This is a genomic window from Gottschalkia acidurici 9a, from assembly GCF_000299355.1.
Classification (GTDB): Bacteria; Bacillota; Clostridia; order Tissierellales; family Gottschalkiaceae; genus Gottschalkia; species Gottschalkia acidurici.
Genome location: NC_018664.1, coordinates 27496 through 45828 on the forward strand (window position 1 = coordinate 27496; position 18333 = coordinate 45828).

Sequence of the window (18333 nt, forward strand, 5' to 3'; positions counted from 1 at the left end):
ACTTTATTAAATTATATCATTAAATACTATGACTTAAAAGCTACAATAGTACCATATTTATACTATAATAGGGCTAGTATAATACTAGAGAACAGCTTAGTATAATATAAGCATAAGTGTCTTTTGATAAGCAAATGATGAATTCCTTTAAATACAAATATATACTAATACTATATATATATTTAATAAAAATATAAGCAGTATGTAAAGTAAAAATATACTATTATTACTTTTTATTTAAATTACTTAATGATTAAAAAACAAAGGAATAAAGTTTAATTAAACTTTATTCCTTTAATCTATAGTTATTTTATTTCGAATCCTTTACCATCTAGCTCTGATAATGGTACTCTAAGTTTTTCACGAGTTCCTATAACTGAAACTAAAGCTTCATTACTTGACTCATCTATATCTTCAATCCATACCATTTTATCTCTATAAGCTACTTTATAGTTTTCGTTTCCATGAAGAACTTTCTGCGCTTTATTCTTTAACACAATTATCTCCTCCTTATTTTGTTTACATAAATATTATTTGAAAATGAAGTGATAAATATACTAGAAAAATGTTCACTAAATGACAAATTAATTTGAGTTAAACAAACAATTTGTTATATAATATCTAATGGGTCATACATGAATATAATGGATAAATAGGAATAAATTAACCTTAAAGAAATGACACTCAGAAATGAATATACTGGAGAATATAAAACCTCCCCTATTGGATTTAGTTCGACTACATTTTTCTTTAGATGTTTCCTTCTTTATTTAGAGGAGACTGGAAATGGGCAGCAATACAATTTGGATTAGGCTGGGTAACACTTGGAATAAGTTGGTTAGTAATGCCTTTTATATATAACAAATTACATATAAAAGATTTATTAAATAAAGGATTTTTACCAACTGAAGAATCACAAACTAACTATATAGTTGCAAAAGGCATAATAACTAGGCAAGAAATAGATTTTTTCACTAAGAGAAAAGAAACGATAAGATAATAACACTATAATAAAATGGAACTAATAAAATAGTTCCATTTTATTATAGTGAATAAGATTTATTTACTTTATGATTCTAGGTTCTTTTATTTTAATACCAGCTACATATCTATCTACAATATTTCTATCATCACCTATATATAAAAATCTTTCTATTCTTTCGCTCAAACTACGTTCGTTAACATCGGCTAAACTAGAATCGTCTATAATTAATGCATCAAATTCATAGCCTTCTTCAAAACTTCCTACCTTACCTAAGAAGCTACCTCCACCTTTAGTTGCTATATAAAAAGCTTCAGAAGTGCTAAGTGAGTTATAACCTTCTTCTAAGTATACCCATCTAGCTTTTGATCCCTGAACAGCTGTTGTTATACATTCAGGTATAGATATAGTGTGACCACCAGATATATCTGAGGCAAGACCTACATTTACACCATTATCAAGATATTTTCTAATAGGAGCTATTCCACTTGATAAGTTATAATTTGAATCAGGTGAATGAGCAACATATACTCCATTTTTAGCCATTAGTTTAATTTCATCATCATTATTGTGAACACAGTGAGCCATTACAGTAGGTTGATCACCAAATAGTCCGTAAGCATCATAAACTTTTGAATAATTAGGCTGATCAGGGTGTAGTTCCTTAACCCACTCAACTTCTCCCCTATTTTCAGATAAATGAGATTGAATAGGAGCATTGTATTTCTTAGCTAGTTCACCTAAACCTTTCATTAACTCAGGAGTACAAGTAGGTACAAACCTTGGAGTTATTATAGGTTTTACTATAGGACATTTATCACTGTACTCTTTTAATATTTCTTCAGTATCTTTAAGAGACTGCTCAGTATCCTCAATCAAATAATCAGGTGAATTTCTATCCATATTTACTTTACCAACAAACGCTCCAAGTCCAGCTTCTATAAATAAATCCATTAGGGCTTTAGTAGAGTCTTTGTGTATAGTTCCAAATACTACTGATCTAGTAGTACCAACTCTCCACAATTCGTGTACTAATCTTGAATATACCCTCTTAGCATAATCTACATCAGAGAACTTAGATTCTTCTGGGAATGTATAAGTTTCAAGCCATGGTAAAAGTTCTTTATCAAGACCAAGACCTCTATTAGGAAACTGAGGTGCATGAAGATGAGTATCAACGAAACCTGGTATTATAAGTTTGTCACCATAATCTGTTACTTCAACGCTTTTATAATCATCTGGTAGAGATTTAAAAGTACCTTTAACTTTATCATTTTCTACTATAATGTATCCACCTTCTAAAATTGTGAACTCACTTAAAGCTTTAGTAAAGATAATATTACCTTTGTATGCTTTTATACTCATATAGAACTCCTCCTTAAAATTAATTTTATAATTAAATACTTATATTATAAGTATTTGATTAACTTTACATAAATATGATTCTTAGAATAAATATAATAGACAATATATACATAACAGGTGATATCTCTTTGAATTTACCTGTTAGAACTTTTAAGCCAACATAAGCAATCATACCAATAACAATACCTTCAGCTATACTATATGAAAGTGGCATTATAACTATAGTTAAGAAAGCTGGAAGGCCTTCTGTAAAGTCATTGAAATCGATTTCCTTAACGGCAGAAACCATTAGAAGTCCAACTATAACTAGAACCGGAGATGTAGCTGCTGATGGTATGACTAAGAACAGTGGACTTAAAAACAATGCTATTAAAAAAAGTACAGAGGTACTTATAGCAGTTAATCCAGTTTTTCCTCCTTCTGATATACCAGAGGCACTTTCTACAGTGGTTCCTATAAAACTAGTACCCAAGCAAGCTGCAACTATACTACCTATAGAGTCTGATATATATGCTTTGTTTATACCAGGCAATTTTTCATTTTCATCTAATAAATTTGCTTTTGATGCAAGACCTACTAAAGTTCCAATAGTATCAAATATAGCAACGAAAAGGAATGTAAATACTGCTATTGCCATATCAGCTGTTAATACTTGATCCATACCTACAAATTTAAAAGCAGTTGGTGCTAGTGAAGGTGGGAGTGATATTGGACTAGTTGGTAATTTAGTTACACCAAAAGGTATTCCTAATAGGGTTGCTGCTACAATACCTATAAGCAATGCTCCCTTAACATTTTTATGCATTAGGAATCCAGTGAATATAATTCCTATTAATGCAATGAATACTGCTGGATCTTTTAGGTTACCTATTTCAAGTATGGCTCCACCAGATGCCACTATACCAGCATTCTTGAGACCTATGAAGGTTATAAATAAGCCTATACCTACAATCATTGCCATTTTTAGATTACTAGGAATTACATCAAACAGTGCCTCTCTAACTTTTAACAAAGTTAATATAACAAGGATTATACCTGCTATGAGAACAGCAGTTAATGCAAATTGCCATGACTTACCCATACCTATTACTATGGAAAATGCAAAGAATGCATTTAACCCCATTGAGGGTGCTAATCCAAATGGAAAGTTACCTATTATACCAACTAAAGCAGTTGCTATAAGGGCTGATAATGCTGTAGCTGTAAATACTGAACTTTTATCCATACCTATTTCGGGTATTCCAAGTTGATTAGGTATAACTGCAAGTAAATATGCTATAGTCATAAAAGTAGTTATTCCTGCAGTTATTTCTGTTTTAACATCGGAACCACGATCTTTAATTTTAAAGAGTCTGTCTAAAGAGCTTTGTGAACTTAACATTATATTACCTCCTCTTGTATGATGTATAAAAATAATTTATTTTTTATGCCTAGATAATATTAACCTAAACACAATACTTATGCATGTATGACTATTTTTGTTAATTCAAGTTGGCTAGATATAACTACAATCATACATATAAAAGTAACTATACTTGAAATCGTTTTCATTTAAATACTGTAGATAGAATCTTTGATTTTGAAAGCTTGCTTAAGGACTTTGCGAATTTAACATTATATCACCCCTTATGTATACTGTATGCTGAATACTAGATTTTTAATACCCATATAAAAATAATTCAAACAAAATATTTTACATTATATATAATTGGTGGTAATTTCAGTTATCTAACAAGATAATGAAAATAAAAAAACCGACTATAAGAATAACCCTGAAATAGCAACTTTCAGCTGTGGTTATTCTTGTAGTCGGATTATTTAAGGCAATCCGCCAGAAACTCTTAGACCATATTACTAAGGATATACAAGAATTATATTTACTTATCATCATATTATTTAAATTCATTCTACAATAATATTCTTTGCATGTCAATTTCTTTTAATTATTCTTTCTAAGAAATTTTTACATTACTTTTCGATTTATACATTTGTATTTTTAACTACGAAAATGTTTGAAGTGAAACTTAAACTTTCCAGTGAGGATAATTTAAGTTTCACTTTAGTCTCCTTAAGTTATATTACTTTTTTGCAAATCTATTTACAATATATTAAATAAAAGTTATATTATATATATTATTCAATAATGTTAAATATGAGAGGAAAAAATATATGAGAAAAAAGAGGTATGGTATTTTTATTGTTGTTTTTATATCTATAGTTTTACTTCTTTTTATTGTGAAAAAATATCAATACGATGAAAGTTTTGTAAAGACATTACCTAATATACAAGTATCTAATGATTCGAATGAGATAAAAACTTTTATTAATTACTATAGATTTAATTCTAAGATAGGCGCAAAAGAGATATTGATATCTGATGAAAATATTCAGAATGTAGCTCCTAATGAAAAATTTAATATTAAATTTGACGATACTCCTCATGAATATAATCTTTCAATTAATTTAGATGAAGATAAGACTAATGTACCTACTATTGATAATTCTTTTTACACCCCGAAAAGTAAAGGCAAGTACGAGTATAGCCTAATGACCAGATGGTATGATAAAGGAGCAATTTCATATAAATTTACAGTGAATGTGGTTGAATGATAAAATGGAGCAATCAAAATGAAATAAAGGATAAAAGCAAATTTATGAGATATCTGATAGAAACTTTCTATAAAATGCCTAAAAAAATAACATAAAGATATAGTTAGAAGTGTTCTTACACTTGATCCTATAGATTCTTATTATATTATTTAACAGCCTATATATTAATTTATTTATATTTCTTAATTTATATGGTTTTATCTATAATAGATAAATATAACTTCTAGAATTTTTTAGGCAGTTTTATTAATTCACTATGTCAGTACTATAAACTATTTTCAGTTTATGGAAATACATAGTATAATAAAAGTCGTGACAGAGATAATTAGTCACATTTTCAAAAAATATACTATATAATAACTAACATATTATAAAGTAAAATAGGAGTATAAAATGAGAAAAGAAATCAATACTTTAATTATTGTGATGATATTGATATTGACGGGCTGTTCAAATAGAGAAGTCATTAAACATAACTATACATATAGAGGAGAAAGTGAATATTGGGTTGCTGAATATAATGTAGATGGGGAAGGGATATTTATTGATAAGAATGGTAGTATGTCTTATGAAAGTCATAAGAAAAACATACTTACAGTAACTTATAAGAATGATTTATCGGAACTATCTTCAATAAGAAACTTAAAAGTATCTTATAAAAGTAGTGTTAGTGGGGGATCAATAGCTCATAGTTTTGATAATGGTAATCCACCAATGGAGAAAACTTATGAGATAAAGTCCTCAGGTTCAGGAGTGGCGATAGAGAGTAAAGATGAAACAATAAAAGTAAGCATAGATATTGATGGAAATATAGAAACAATTGAATTAAACAGTGTAGGATAGGTTTTATTAATAGGTTTCAGTAGTGTTATGTCCTTTTAAGATCATATGTATAAAATCATTGAACAAAGATATAATATATGATATAATTTGGAGTACTATATACATGCAATGAAGGGAAATAGTAGATATATAAATATCTTAAGAGAGCCAATGGTTGGTGAGAATTGGTGATGTTTTGTATTGAATCCGTCCCAGAGCTTTTACTTAAAAGGTAAACCTTGCAGAGGGTTAATCTGCATAAAGTGAACCATTTATGGTTAACTAGGGTGGCAACGCGGGTAATATCTCGTCCCTAATATTTTATATATTAGAGACGGGATTTTTTTATTTTTGTGGAAACTATAAAAACTAATATTAGGAGGTATTGAAATGTTAGACATTAAAAGAATAAGAAATAATCCAGAAGAAGTAAAAAGCCAACTGTCTAAAAGAGGCGGAGAATATAATATAGACTTAATAGTTGAACTAGATGAGAGTAGAAGAAAGCTTCTTGTAGAAGTAGAAGAAATGAAAGCTAAACAAAATCAAGTATCAAAAGAGATACCAAAGCTTAAAAAAGAGGGAAAAGATGCATCGGAAGTTTTAAAAGAGATGAAAGAATTATCAGATAAAGTTACCCAAAAAGATATTGAAGTAAAAGAGATAGAAGCTAAGTTACATGATGCAATATTAGAAATACCTAATATACCAAATGCAGACATAGTAGTGGGAGCTAGTGATGAGGATAATGTAGAGATAAGAAAAGTCGGTGAGCCTCATAACTTTGATTTTGAAGTAAAACCACATTGGGACTTAGGTACAGACTTAGATATATTAGACTTTGAAAGAGCTACAAAATTAACTGGAGCTAGATTTACACTTTTTAAAGGGCTAGGAGCAACTTTAGAAAGAGCTCTTATAAACTTCATGCTAAGTACGCATACTACAAAACATGGATATACAGAAGTATCTCCCCCTTTTATGGTGAATAGACAAAGTATGATAGGAACAGGACAGTTACCTAAATTTGAAGAAGATATGTTTAAGATATCAGGAAGAGAGTTTTACCTTATACCAACAGCAGAAGTTCCAGTAACTAATATTCATAGAGATGAAATTTTAGATGAAGAAAAGTTACCACTGTACTATACAGCATATACACCTTGTTTTAGACAAGAAGCAGGATCAGCAGGTAGAGATACTAGGGGAATTATAAGAAATCATCAGTTTGATAAAATCGAACTAGTAAAATTAGTTAAGCCAGAAAGTTCTTATGAAGAATTAGAAAAGCTTACAGATAATGCAGAGCAAATACTTAAAGCATTAAACATACCATATAGAGTCGTGGAACTATGTACAGGAGATATAGGATTCTCATCAGCAAAAACTTATGATATAGAAGTATGGATGCCGAGTTATGGAAGATACGTTGAAATATCTTCATGTAGTAACTTTGAAGATTTCCAAGCTAGAAGAGCAAATCTGAGATATAGATCTAAGGAAACAGGAAAACCAGAGTTTGTACACACTTTAAACGGATCAGGATTAGCAGTAGGAAGAACATTAGCAGCTCTACTAGAGAACTATCAGCAAGAAGATGGTAGTATAGTGATACCAGAAGCTCTTAGACCATTTATGGGTGGATTAGAGAAAATAGAGAAGTAAATAAAAAACCTTGTAGTGAAGTGAACTGAACCAAGCTTAACATACACAAAAAAATAACCCTATCGTAGAATATCTTTCATTTATACAAACTGACACCGTTTTTCATGTGGTGTCAGCTTTGTTTTTAGTTGTATACGCTCATAATTGTAGAAATAAATGTAGTCATCTATGAGTTGGCGAGCTTCATAAATGCTTTTAGGCTTAGCTCTATAAATACATTCAGATTTTAATATTCCAAAGAAGTTCTCAGCACATGCATTGTCATAACAGTTTCCACGTCTTGACATAGATGGAGTTATACCGTATTCTTTTAGTAGGTTAAAATATCCTTTGGAAGTGTATTGTAACCCTTGGTCACTATGGAGTTGCAGCTCTGTAGTGACTTTTTCCTTTCTTTTGGCATGTTTTATTGTATTAAGTACAAGGTTAACTGTTTGTTCTGTTCCAGTTTTGTATGCAACTATACTATTGTCATATAGATCTTTAATCATAGACAGATAAAGTATACCTTCAGTTGTATGTATATATGAAATATCAGTTACCCACTTTTGATTTGGTTTACTGGCTTTAAAGTCGCGATTTAGAATGTTCTCGTATTTGTGAAGTTGCTTACCCATCTGCTTATATTTTTTACGTCGTCTAATTTGAGAAAGTAGGTTATTATGGTTCATAACTTTAAGTACTGTTTTTGCATTTATGATTATATTATAATTACGTTCTAGCCATATTTTAACTCTACGATAGCCATAAGTTCTTCTAGTTTTCTCTTGACATTGTCTAATTAATTCTATCAAGTGTTCATTTTTACTTGGCTTGTCCATTCGCTTAACAAAGTCATAATATCCACTACGAGATACATTAAAGAATTTACACATTAAAGATATAGAGTATTTATTTTTGTGTCTATATATTGCTAAATATTTTACTGATGGCCTCACTTCCTTCCAGCGATTTGAAGAAAAGAACGTAATAGTTCTACTTCCATTTTTAGTTTTCGTATCTCTGCATCTTTATTTTGATCTGAAGACAGATCACATTTCCTTGGTCTTCCTTTAGGTTTAGGAATTATACCTTCAGCAATACGTCTTTCTCTTCTCCTTTCACGCTTTAGAAGTTCATTAATTACTAATCCATCTTTTAATCCAAAATACTCTGCTATTTCTCTATGTGTTTTACCGTCCTTAACCATTTGTTTAACTTCATTTATAATTGTTTTTCCAAAATGTTTCATACCTTTTTTACCTGACATAAAAATACCCCCAATCGTAGTTTTATTATCCTACAATTAGAGGTATTTTTTCAATGTCTGTTTTTATTGGTTCAGTTCAAAGTTTCACTACAAGGTTTTTTTAACTAAAATTATTCAGCTTTTTTATGCCAAGCATGAAGTGCAAGGGCTATACCTATAACATCATAAGCTATAAATACTCTAAAGAATTTTCCTATCTGACCATTATTCATAAGATTTTGTCCCGCGACAGGAGAGATTATGAATAATAAGTGGAAGAGGAAAGTCCCAAGTAGCGCCTGACCAAAGGTTGCTTTAGTTACAGATGCATCGCCTATAAGTAAAGATGTAACAGCAAATAGTCCAACTTGTTCATGAGCAGCATAAGTATTTAAAGTACCCATGTTTTGTAAGAAAATTAGTTGACCCCAAGCTGCTAAAATAGTAGATATATAATAGTTATTATTCTAGTTTTAAAGAAGTATCTTAAGCCTAAACCAAGAAGTAAAGTTATAGCAATTGTAACTACTGGAATAGCTATTCTAGGAATATGTTTTATTTTTATGATATTATCTAAGGCATATTTTATATTTGATAAATCTATACTATTCTGAAGTCCTACTCCAGAAGGAGGTAATAGCCTTTTTAAATATTAAAATCCTCCTCTTCAATGATGTTGCTAAATTAAACATATGTAGTTGTAAAAAGCACTTCTACATTAAAGCACAAAAACGAGCGGATTTATTAATATATTGATAATATAATTAATATTTATAGTTGAACCATAATATACATATATGTTTATTTGAATAGACTAATGATAAATCTACAGTCTGGCTATTCGTTCATAAATAAAGCATTAAAGTTAAATAACTTGTAATTAAATCTTATATCTAGAATATAATTTATATAGACATAGAAATTTCTCTTATTGGAACTTTATAAAGTGCATTCAATTATCATATATTTTTGATATAATAGCTATAAAAGAGTAAAAATAATGAGTTTTTTTGTAGTATAAAAGTATAATTTGGAGGAAGCTTATGAAAAGAAGAATAGCATTGTTATTAAGTTTTTTATTATTATTGCCTAATATATCATATACAGCGCAAAGCTTTGATAATAGAGATGTGGGTGCTGCAGTACTCGCAGATTATGAAACAGGGGACATACTTTATTCATATAATACTGATATTAGTCTAGAAGTTGCAAGTTTAACGAAAATAATGACTTACTTAGTAACTATGGATCAGATTAGTAAGGGAAATGCAAATTTAAAAGATAAAATTACTATAAGTGAAAATGCAGCTCAAAGAGGTGGATCCTCTTTTAAGCTAAAACCTGGAGAAGAATATACTTTGGATCAGTTATTAGAATCCATTATGATAGTTTCAGCAAATGATTCGTGCATAGCTATAGCAGAGCATATATCAGGAAGTGAAAAATCTTTCACAAAGCTTATGAATCAAAAAGCACAGGAGATAGGGCTAGAGAAAACATACTTTGCAAGTGTTAACGGATATCCTGATGGAGATATTCACAATACTATGAATACTAGTGATATTCTCAAATTAACAAGATATACTATACAACAGTATCCTCAGATTTTAGATATAACTAAAAAAGATGAAATAATAGATGATAGAGGATATGAATTTAAGAATACAAATCCATTGATGGGAGTAATCGAAGGCACAAATGGTCTTAAGACTGGGTATACTGATATAGCTAAATATTGCTTGGTTTCAACAGTAGATATAAATAGAGAGAATAATCAAGATCAAATGTTAATAGGAATTATAATGGGTGCCCCTAGTGAAAATATTAGAACGGCAAAAAGTATAGAGTTAATAAATATGGGAATGGATAATAGTTATAAAAAAGAGAAGATACTAGATAAAAATATATCGGTAGGAGAAGGCAACATAATAGATGGTATAAAAGAAAACGTGCAACTGTATCCAGTGGAAGATATGTATGGAATAGTAAAAGAAGGACAAGCCATATCCAAAAAAATAAATATGTTCGATCATATAAGTGCTCCTGTAAAAAAAGGTGATGTAGTAGGAGAGATTATAATTGAATATGGAGATAATATAAAAAAGATGGATTTAGTTGTAAATGAAAATATCAAAAAATCTAATTTTATAAACATGTTTTTCAAATCGGTAAAGGGATTTATATCTTTTATTTTTTAAAGGAGATAATATGGAAGAATACTTTATGAGAGAGGCCTTAAATGAAGCATACAAGGCAGAAAGAATAGGAGAAGTTCCCGTAGGAGCTGTGATAGTAAAAGATGAAAAAATAATATCTAGAGGACATAACATGAGAGAAACTCTAAATGATCCTACTGCTCATGCAGAAATCATAGCTATAAAGAGAGCTAGTGAAGTGTTAGAAAGCTGGAGACTTATAGGGTGTACTATTTATGTTACTATAGAACCTTGTTCTATGTGTGCAGGAGCTATAGTAAACTCTAGGATAGAAAAAGTAGCGATAGGGGCATTAGATCCTAAGATGGGTGCTTGCGGATCTGTAATAAATGTAGTTCAAAATAAGAACTTTAATCATAGGGTAGAAATAACAAAAGGGATATTAGAAACAAAATGTTCATCTATAATGAAAGATTTTTTTAAAAAACTAAGGTATAGATAGATGTAAAACTATTTACTAATTGAACACGATATGGGATATTTATTTTTGCACAGTATTTACTTTATAATAGTTACTTGATTTTAATTTATTACTTAAGTAATAGCATAGTAAATTTACACTTTAAAATAATATTGTAAAATACTTAAAAATTGTTACAATATTGTTTATAAAGAAATTTAAGAGAGGGCGAAAAATGTGAGATATAATATATTTAACTACCAAAGATTTTAATATGTTTAGTTATAATTAGTTTAATCACAGGTAGTCAAGCTACTTCTTTATTTATAATAGTATATGGTTAGCCCAATCTATAGCTAATTTCTCAGAAAATAAAATAGATATGCTGAATGTGATACAAGATGAAGAGTATACACAACGAATAACTAGAGAAGAGTTAATCATTGGATTCTATATAAAGGTTTATAATATAGATAGAGATAGTATTGAAATAAAAAATAATCTCTTTAAAGATACAAATAACTTGGATGCGCAGAGAGCTTATTTTAAATTAGCTTATTATACTCTTTGACGGTAGAATAGAAGTATATGTTTATTCATTATAAGGCTATAGTCAAAACTTATGAATGTTATCCATAAGTTTTAACTATAATAAAAGTAAAATTAAATATTAATCAAATAATTTTAGTAAGTCTAAAGATATAACTTTTCTCTAAAATGTAAGGTTACATATAGATTCTTCAAACTATAACAGACTCTTTTATTTCTTCTACGTCTTTCTTTATTTCTTCAACTATGTAGAACTTCGACGTAAGTTCTGAAATAATACTTTGATAGTTTTTTTCTCTTTCCTCTTGTCTTAAATCTCTTTTTTCCTGTGTTTTAATAATGTAAAATATAAGAACAATAGAAAGAACAGACCAAATACCTTGACTAGAAGCCAACTTTATAACTTCATTTTCCATATAAATAACACCTCTTCTAAAGTAAAATATAATAGCTCAATATAAAAATTTAAAAACTTTGTGATGTATTTTTCTTTATAAATTTAAATCTTCGTATAGCTATTATTAATCTTATAGTTAACTCTTGTACACAATCCTCATTTAACTCTCCGTTTATATAACTATTTTTTCTAATTAAGGGGTAGAACATTGATATTAGAGTACTCATAGCTACACCATCCCCCTGCTGTGCTTTTACTACCAGTTTTTCTAATTTACTGTTCTCAAGGTCCACTTAATACACCTTCCTTAGTTTAATTATTTATTTAGCATCTTCATTAGTATTTAATAAATTAACTTTTAATTTTTTAAAGGCTGTTCTTTTTATTTTATTTACGTTTTGAAAACTTGTATTTAGTTTTTTTGCAAGATCTCTCTCAGAAGTTTCATTTATTATTACTTCAAAGATAACTTCTTTTTGTTTTTGGGTCAGTGTTTGAAAGTTTTTTGCCAAGGCTATGTTTTCAAAAGTCTCACAAAAATTATTAAAATCAGTAAAAGCATCTTTGTCTATGTCAATATTTTTATCAATAAGAGTATTAATCTTATCTTCCTCATCTTCTTTGGATGTAGTTAAGATCATTTTTTCATGGTTGTACAAATTGCTATTTTTTTGCTTAAATTTTATCGCGCTATATTGAACTGTTTTTTTTACATAACTTAAAAAATATGCCTTCATTATTTATGATACCTCCTACTCCATAATTACTTTAGATAACAACAATAATTAAATATACGTTTAATATAGTAAGATCCAAATTGATTGCAAAAAATCAACCATTTATAAAAAAATATGGTATTTTAGGGCGAATGTTGGTAATATATATTAAGGGAGTAGTAAAATGAAGAAATGTAAACTAGCAAAAATATTAATCAGTGGTATTATTTTAGGAACTATATATTTAAGTGTGAATTTTGCTTTTGCAGCAAATAGTGAATGATCTGGACAAAGAATATCTAGCTTTTTTAACAAATGGAATAGAATCACCAAACGTTCTAAAAGATGAAAAATATTCTTATACAATAACTAGAGAAAAATTTACAGAATTAATTATAGGGTTTTATGTAAAAGTTAGTAACATAGATAGCGATGATATTGAAATAAATGACAATCTTTTTAAAGACACAACTAGTTTAGAGGTACAAAGAGCTTATTTTTTGGAAATAATTCAGGGGATAAGTAAAGATACTTTTAGTCCAAATGATAATATAACGAGAGAACAGATAGCGACAATGATAACAAGACTTTTAAAATTAAAAGGGATAGATACTGAAACAAACTATGATTTAAGTTATTGTAAAGACAAAGAAGAAATCAGCGAATGGGTTCTAACTTCACTATTTTACTTAGTTTAAAATGGAATAATGAAAGGTGTAAATATAAGTAATAGTGATTTATATTTATATACTCAAGATACATCAATGTAGAAGAAGTTGTAACTATGCTAGATAGAATAGCAGAGAAACATAATTGACTTATTAGATCAAAAGACTTGTATATAAGTGGATTTCTAGTTTCAAATGATATAGAACTAATATTAAAAGAGCGTGATAAAGATTAATTAATTTGTATAATTAAATGGGAAGAAATAACTAACATTGAGAAAGTAAAAAAGATTTAATATATACTCAACTAAAATAAATGATTTCATTAATAGAGTTACAATAACAGATATAAAAAACGAATCGTAGAAAGAAAAAGATAGAATTTATACGAATAACTATGAAGTTTATTTGCACAAAGATGGTTATAATGCATGGGTATACTTTATAATATTGTCAGAATATGAAACAAATTAAGAGTTAATAAAATAAGAAATCCCCGCAAAAGGGATTTCTTAATCTTAAAGCTTATGAACTCCTATAACATAAGAAGTATTTCTCATACCTGCTACAGCAGTATGGAACTTAACTGTAGTTGTTTGACCATTAGGAAGATGTCCAGCAGACAATCCTTTTAATCTATTTTACAACTACCTATTTTTAATAATTTAGTTTGATTTTGAAAGAACTTTGAGAATCATTCCTCATATACTCTTGATTCATTGTCTATAAGCAATACTTTTCATCCTGAAGTCATTAACTGCCATATTGAGAATTTCAGATATAGAGCGATACATAAAGTACGGCTCATAGACCTTGCTTTGCTGCTTATTTTAAAATTGAAACGTATACTTGCTCAATACTAACCTAGTAAGATTAATGATTGAATTCTACTGACATATACTTAAAACCAACATTATCAGGATCTAGCATTTCAACTGTTGCACGAAGTTTTCCGCTTCTAACGTTAGTAAATACTCTATCCGAAGGGCTAGAAGATGAAATCCAACCCGTTCTTGACCCCGCTTGTAACCATGATCCGTCTGATTGCTTTCTATCTAAATACATTATCCAATCTTGTCTTCCTATAGAAATGTGAGAAGCTGTACTTAATTCAAACCTAATTTCTACATCGGTACCTGATGAATAACCGCATAAGTCATATCTTATGTTACCACCTTGGAACGTTTTTGGTAATGAACAAGCCATAAATAAATACCTCCTTATTTTTTAAAACAATTTATTTTGTTTTTGAAATGTAAGTTTAAACTTCTGGCCAGTTTATTTTTCCTTACACTTATAACAATCTGATTTATGATAAGAAAATCAACCATTTATAAGAAATGTGGAATTTAAGAGACAACTTTGGTAATATGTATTAAAGGAGTGATAAAATGAAGAAATGTAAGTTAGAAAAATTATTAGTTAGTAGTATTGTTTCAGTAGCAATATTTTTAAGTACGAGTTTTGCTTTTGCACAAAATAGTGCATGGTCTGGACAGGGTATATCTAACTTTTTAACTAATGGGATAGAAGCACCAAACGTTTTAAAAGATGAAAAATACTATTATCCAATAACCAGAGAAGAATTTACCGAGTTAGTTATAGGGTTTTATGCAAAAGTTAGCAATATAAATAGAGATGATATTGAAGTAAAAGAAAACCCTTTTAAAGATACAACTAGTTTAGACGTACAAAGAGCTTATTCTCTGGGAATAATTCAGGGGATAAGTAAAGATGCGTTTAGCCCAAATGACAACATAACAAGAGAACAGATAGCAACAATGGTAACAAGACTTTTAAAATTAAAAGGAATAGATACTGAAACAAACTATGATTTAAGCTATTGTAAAGACAAAGATGAAATTAGTGAATGGGCTCTAGATTCCTTATCTTACTTTGTTGAGAATGGGATAATCAAAGGTGTTAATATAAGCAATAGTAACTTGTATATACATCCTAAAAGTACAGCAACAGTAGAAGCAGTTATAACTATATTAGATAGAATTGCAGAGAAACACAATTGGCTTATTAAATCAAAAGACTTATATATAAATGGATTTTTAGTTCCAAATGATACAGAATTAATATTAAAAGAATATGGAGATGATTCATTAATTTGTACAATTGAATGGGAAGAAATAACTGACATTGAGAAATTAAAAAAAGATTTAATTTATATACTTAACTCAAAAGAAGAAATTAAAGATTATAATAAAATAAATAATTTTATCAATAGAATTATAGTAAAAGATATAGAAAATGAATTGTGGAAAGAAAAGGATGAAGTTTATACCAATAAATATAAAATATATGTGCGCAAAGGCGGTGATAGCGCATGGGTATACTTTATGCCAATATAAGAATATATAAAAACTAAAATATAATAATAAAAAAGAAATCCCCATATTTATGGGGATTTCTTGGCTTTAAAGCTTACGAACTCCTATGACATAAGGAGTATTGCTCATGCCTGATACAGCAGTATGGAACCTAACTGTAGTTGCTTGCCCATTAGCTAGATATCCAACATTTATCATATCAACAGCTCTCATATAGTCTTCATTACCTACCCAATTTTTGTAATGAACAGAACCGTCTAAACTAACAATAGGATTGCATACTCCACCTCTACTACCTAGGAAAACATAAAATGTACCACTACTTCCTGTTGAGTTTTTTATTGGTAAATTTACTTCTAATTGTTGACCAAAATTACCTAGTAATGGATTTGGTACTCTGTTTTCATCGACAATCGTAACCATATCTTCACCATAAAATGTGTCATCACCAGAGCCTATTGAATAAGCTTGTGGACCAGAAGAAGTTATATTTAATTCATTAAAGTAGAATGTAGTATAAAATGAATTACCAACTCCACGCTGATGACTACTTTGAGCAATTGCATAAGAATTTGCGCCACCAGAATTAGTATCATATGCTAAATCATAAAATACAGCTTTTGCAGGAGTAGAACTTCCCCTTCTAGTAACGTTTGTTCTAGCAACTATTCCAAATACTCTTCCATTTGCTACAGATTGTTGAAATAATGTACCATACCCATACGGTGCAATTGTAATTGATTCTGATCGACTACCTAAGAAATATGACTTCCATGCTTCTGTATCAGGTTCACCTGAATTGTTAGTTAAACCCCTATTAGTAGAAGTTACTGTAATCTCAAAACTATTAGGATTATATATGAGTAAGCAAGAAGTGATTCTTCTACCTGTCTTATTAACATGCCATGTATATACCTGTCCACTACCTTCAACATCACCTTTAAATAGCCACTTACCATAATCAGCTAATGCTGAAGAATCAAATGTTTCTGGGCTATTAGAGTAAAATAAATATTCATTACTAAAGTGCACACTACTATTATTTCTTATAGGCTCAATATGTGAAATATCAAACACAGTACCATTTGTTATTAAACTTGCCATTTGAAAACTCCTCCTTTAATTTAAAAATATTTTGTATGCTTTTGAAATGTAAGTTTAAACTTCTGGCCAGTTTATTTTTCCTTACACTTATAACAATCTGATTTATGATAAGAAAATCAACCATTTATAAGAAATGTGGAATTTAAGAGACAACTTTGGTAATATGTATTAAAGGAGTGATAAAATGAAGAAATGTAAGTTAGAAAAATTATTAGTTAGTAGTATTGTTTCAGTAGCAATATTTTTAAGTACGAGTTTTGCTTTTGCACAAAATAGTGCATGGTCTGGACAAGGTATATCTAACTTTTTAACTAATGGGATAGAAGCACCAAACGTTTTAAAAGATGAAAAATACTATTATCCAATAACCAGAGAAGAATTCACCGAGTTAGTTATAGGGTTTTATGTAAAGGTTAGCAATATAAATAGAGATGATATTGAAGTAAAAGAAAACCCTTTTAAAGATACGACTAGTTTAGACGTACAAAGAGCTTATTCTCTGGGAATAATTCAGGGGATAAGTAAAGATGCGTTTAGCCCAAATGACAACATAACAAGAGAACAGATAGCAACAATGGTAACAAGACTTTTAAAATTAAAAGGAATAGATACTGAAACAAACTATGATTTAAGCTATTGTAAAGACAAAGATGAAATTAGTGAATGGGCTCTAGATTCCTTATCTTACTTTGTTGAGAATGGGATAATCAAAGGTGTTAATATAAGCAATAGTAACTTGTATATACATCCTAAAAGTACAGCAACAGTAGAAGCAGTTATAACTATATTAGATAGAATTGCAGAGAAACATAATTGGCTTATTAAGTCAAAAGACTTATATATAAATGGATTTCTAGTTCCAAATGATACAGAATTAATATTGAAAGAGAATGGTAAAGGGATAATATGCACAATTAAATGGGAAGAAATAACTAACATTGAGAAATTAAAGAAAGATTTAATTTATATACTTAACTCAAAAGGAGAAACTATTGATGATACTATAACTAGTAAATTTATAAATAGCGTTACAACAACAGATGTACAAAATGAGCTTTGGGTAAAAGAGGATGAAATTTATACAGGTAATTGTACTATATATATAACCAAACATCACTATAGTAGAACTACAGATATAGAAACCGTATTACATTTTCATCCACTTAATGAAAATTAAAGCTAAGAAATCCTATGACATAAGGAGTATTGCTCATGCCTGATATAGCAGTATGGAACCTAACCGTAGTTGCTTGCCTATTAGCAAGATATCCA

At 29.1% G+C, this 18333-nt stretch carries 20 protein-coding genes, 1 riboswitch and 1 other annotated feature; of the genes, 9 read left to right on the top strand and 11 right to left on the bottom strand.

The genetic code is table 11. The features are described from left to right. Positions 1–305 precede the first annotated feature (305 nt). Positions 306–497, bottom strand: a complete 192-nt coding sequence (locus CURI_RS00125; RefSeq protein WP_014966244.1) for a small, acid-soluble spore protein, H family — start codon at positions 495–497, stop codon at positions 306–308. 257 nt (positions 498–754) lie between these two features. Between CURI_RS00125 and CURI_RS00130 the strand changes: the two genes are divergently transcribed. Then, positions 755–1000: a hypothetical protein gene (locus tag CURI_RS00130; RefSeq protein WP_014966245.1), complete on the top strand. Its 246-nt coding sequence runs from the start codon at positions 755–757 to the stop codon at positions 998–1000. 63 nt (positions 1001–1063) lie between these two features. Here the strand turns inward: CURI_RS00130 and guaD are convergent, their stop codons facing one another. Continuing rightward, complete coding sequence (gene guaD / locus CURI_RS00135; protein ID WP_014966246.1) at positions 1064–2347, bottom strand: guanine deaminase; 1284 nt, start codon at positions 2345–2347, stop codon at positions 1064–1066. A gap of 64 nt (positions 2348–2411) precedes the next feature. After that, complete coding sequence (locus tag CURI_RS00140; protein ID WP_014966247.1) at positions 2412–3728, bottom strand: NCS2 family permease; 1317 nt, start codon at positions 3726–3728, stop codon at positions 2412–2414. 405 nt (positions 3729–4133) lie between these two features. Continuing rightward, positions 4134–4235, bottom strand: a riboswitch (purine riboswitch). Positions 4236–4516: 281 nt separating this feature from the next. Between CURI_RS00140 and CURI_RS00145 the strand changes: the two genes are divergently transcribed. The 3 genes from CURI_RS00145 (at position 4517) to serS (ending at position 7444) form a co-directional block, all read left to right on the top strand. Next, positions 4517–4957, top strand: a complete 441-nt coding sequence (locus CURI_RS00145) for a hypothetical protein (RefSeq protein WP_014966248.1) — start codon at positions 4517–4519, stop codon at positions 4955–4957. Between the two features lie 393 nt (positions 4958–5350). Continuing rightward, positions 5351–5800: a hypothetical protein gene (locus CURI_RS00150; RefSeq protein ID WP_014966249.1), complete on the top strand. Its 450-nt coding sequence runs from the start codon at positions 5351–5353 to the stop codon at positions 5798–5800. A 99-nt stretch (positions 5801–5899) separates the two neighbouring features. Continuing rightward, positions 5900–6097: a binding site (T-box leader), on the top strand. Between the two features lie 72 nt (positions 6098–6169). Continuing rightward, positions 6170–7444, top strand: coding sequence for a serine--tRNA ligase (gene serS, locus CURI_RS00155; RefSeq protein ID WP_014966250.1), 1275 nt, complete (start codon positions 6170–6172; stop codon positions 7442–7444). A gap of 80 nt (positions 7445–7524) precedes the next feature. Here serS and CURI_RS00160 read toward each other — a convergent pair whose 3' ends face one another. From CURI_RS00160 to CURI_RS14840, 3 genes are all read right to left on the bottom strand, one after another. Next, a complete protein-coding gene (locus CURI_RS00160; protein WP_014966251.1) occupies positions 7525–8382 on the bottom strand; it encodes an IS3 family transposase in 858 nt (285 codons plus the stop codon). After that, entirely contained in the window at positions 8379–8693 is a 315-nt protein-coding gene (locus tag CURI_RS00165) for a hypothetical protein (RefSeq protein WP_014966252.1), read from the bottom strand. Before CURI_RS00165 ends, CURI_RS00160 begins: the two co-directional genes overlap by 4 nt. 110 nt (positions 8694–8803) lie before the next feature. Then, positions 8804–9076 carry an ABC transporter permease gene (locus CURI_RS14840; RefSeq protein WP_014966253.1) on the bottom strand — a complete coding sequence of 91 codons (273 nt, stop codon included), beginning with the start codon at positions 9074–9076 and terminating at the stop codon, positions 8804–8806. 639 nt (positions 9077–9715) lie between these two features. Here CURI_RS14840 and CURI_RS00175 point away from each other — a divergent pair. After that, on the top strand, positions 9716–10870 hold the full coding sequence (locus CURI_RS00175; RefSeq protein WP_014966254.1) for a D-alanyl-D-alanine carboxypeptidase family protein: 1155 nt from the start codon (positions 9716–9718) through the stop codon (positions 10868–10870). Positions 10871–10880: 10 nt separating this feature from the next. Then, positions 10881–11330 carry a tRNA adenosine(34) deaminase TadA gene (gene tadA / locus CURI_RS00180; protein WP_014966255.1) on the top strand — a complete coding sequence of 150 codons (450 nt, stop codon included), beginning with the start codon at positions 10881–10883 and terminating at the stop codon, positions 11328–11330. 698 nt (positions 11331–12028) lie between these two features. On the opposite strand, the gene CURI_RS00190 is transcribed toward tadA, so the two are convergent. From CURI_RS00190 to CURI_RS00200, 3 genes are read right to left on the bottom strand one after another with little or no spacing between them, the layout of a single operon-like run. Further along, positions 12029–12253: a BhlA/UviB family holin-like peptide gene (locus CURI_RS00190; RefSeq protein ID WP_014966257.1), complete on the bottom strand. Its 225-nt coding sequence runs from the start codon at positions 12251–12253 to the stop codon at positions 12029–12031. Positions 12254–12302: 49 nt separating this feature from the next. Then, positions 12303–12527, bottom strand: coding sequence for a helix-turn-helix domain-containing protein (locus tag CURI_RS00195; RefSeq protein WP_014966258.1), 225 nt, complete (start codon positions 12525–12527; stop codon positions 12303–12305). A 27-nt stretch (positions 12528–12554) separates the two neighbouring features. Continuing rightward, complete coding sequence (locus tag CURI_RS00200) at positions 12555–12971, bottom strand: sigma-70 RNA polymerase sigma factor region 4 domain-containing protein (RefSeq protein WP_041701288.1); 417 nt, start codon at positions 12969–12971, stop codon at positions 12555–12557. Positions 12972–13225: 254 nt separating this feature from the next. Here CURI_RS00200 and CURI_RS15975 point away from each other — a divergent pair, with 254 nt between their 5' ends. Continuing rightward, on the top strand, positions 13226–13648 hold the full coding sequence (locus CURI_RS15975) for an S-layer homology domain-containing protein (protein ID WP_041701290.1): 423 nt from the start codon (positions 13226–13228) through the stop codon (positions 13646–13648). 843 nt (positions 13649–14491) lie between these two features. Here the strand turns inward: CURI_RS15975 and CURI_RS00210 are convergent. Then, positions 14492–14824 (bottom strand): hypothetical protein, encoded by a 333-nt coding sequence (locus tag CURI_RS00210; protein ID WP_014966261.1) that lies wholly within the window; start codon positions 14822–14824, stop codon positions 14492–14494. 185 nt (positions 14825–15009) lie between these two features. Here CURI_RS00210 and CURI_RS00215 point away from each other — a divergent pair, with 185 nt between their 5' ends. Further along, positions 15010–15978, top strand: a complete 969-nt coding sequence (locus CURI_RS00215) for an S-layer homology domain-containing protein (RefSeq protein ID WP_014966262.1) — start codon at positions 15010–15012, stop codon at positions 15976–15978. Positions 15979–16044: 66 nt separating this feature from the next. Here the strand turns inward: CURI_RS00215 and CURI_RS00220 are convergent, their stop codons facing one another. Further along, positions 16045–17061: a hypothetical protein gene (locus tag CURI_RS00220; RefSeq protein WP_014966263.1), complete on the bottom strand. Its 1017-nt coding sequence runs from the start codon at positions 17059–17061 to the stop codon at positions 16045–16047. 184 nt (positions 17062–17245) lie between these two features. On the opposite strand from CURI_RS00220, the gene CURI_RS00225 reads away from it, so the two are divergent. Continuing rightward, positions 17246–18238, top strand: coding sequence for an S-layer homology domain-containing protein (locus CURI_RS00225; RefSeq protein WP_014966264.1), 993 nt, complete (start codon positions 17246–17248; stop codon positions 18236–18238). Positions 18239–18333: the final 95 nt, after the last annotated feature.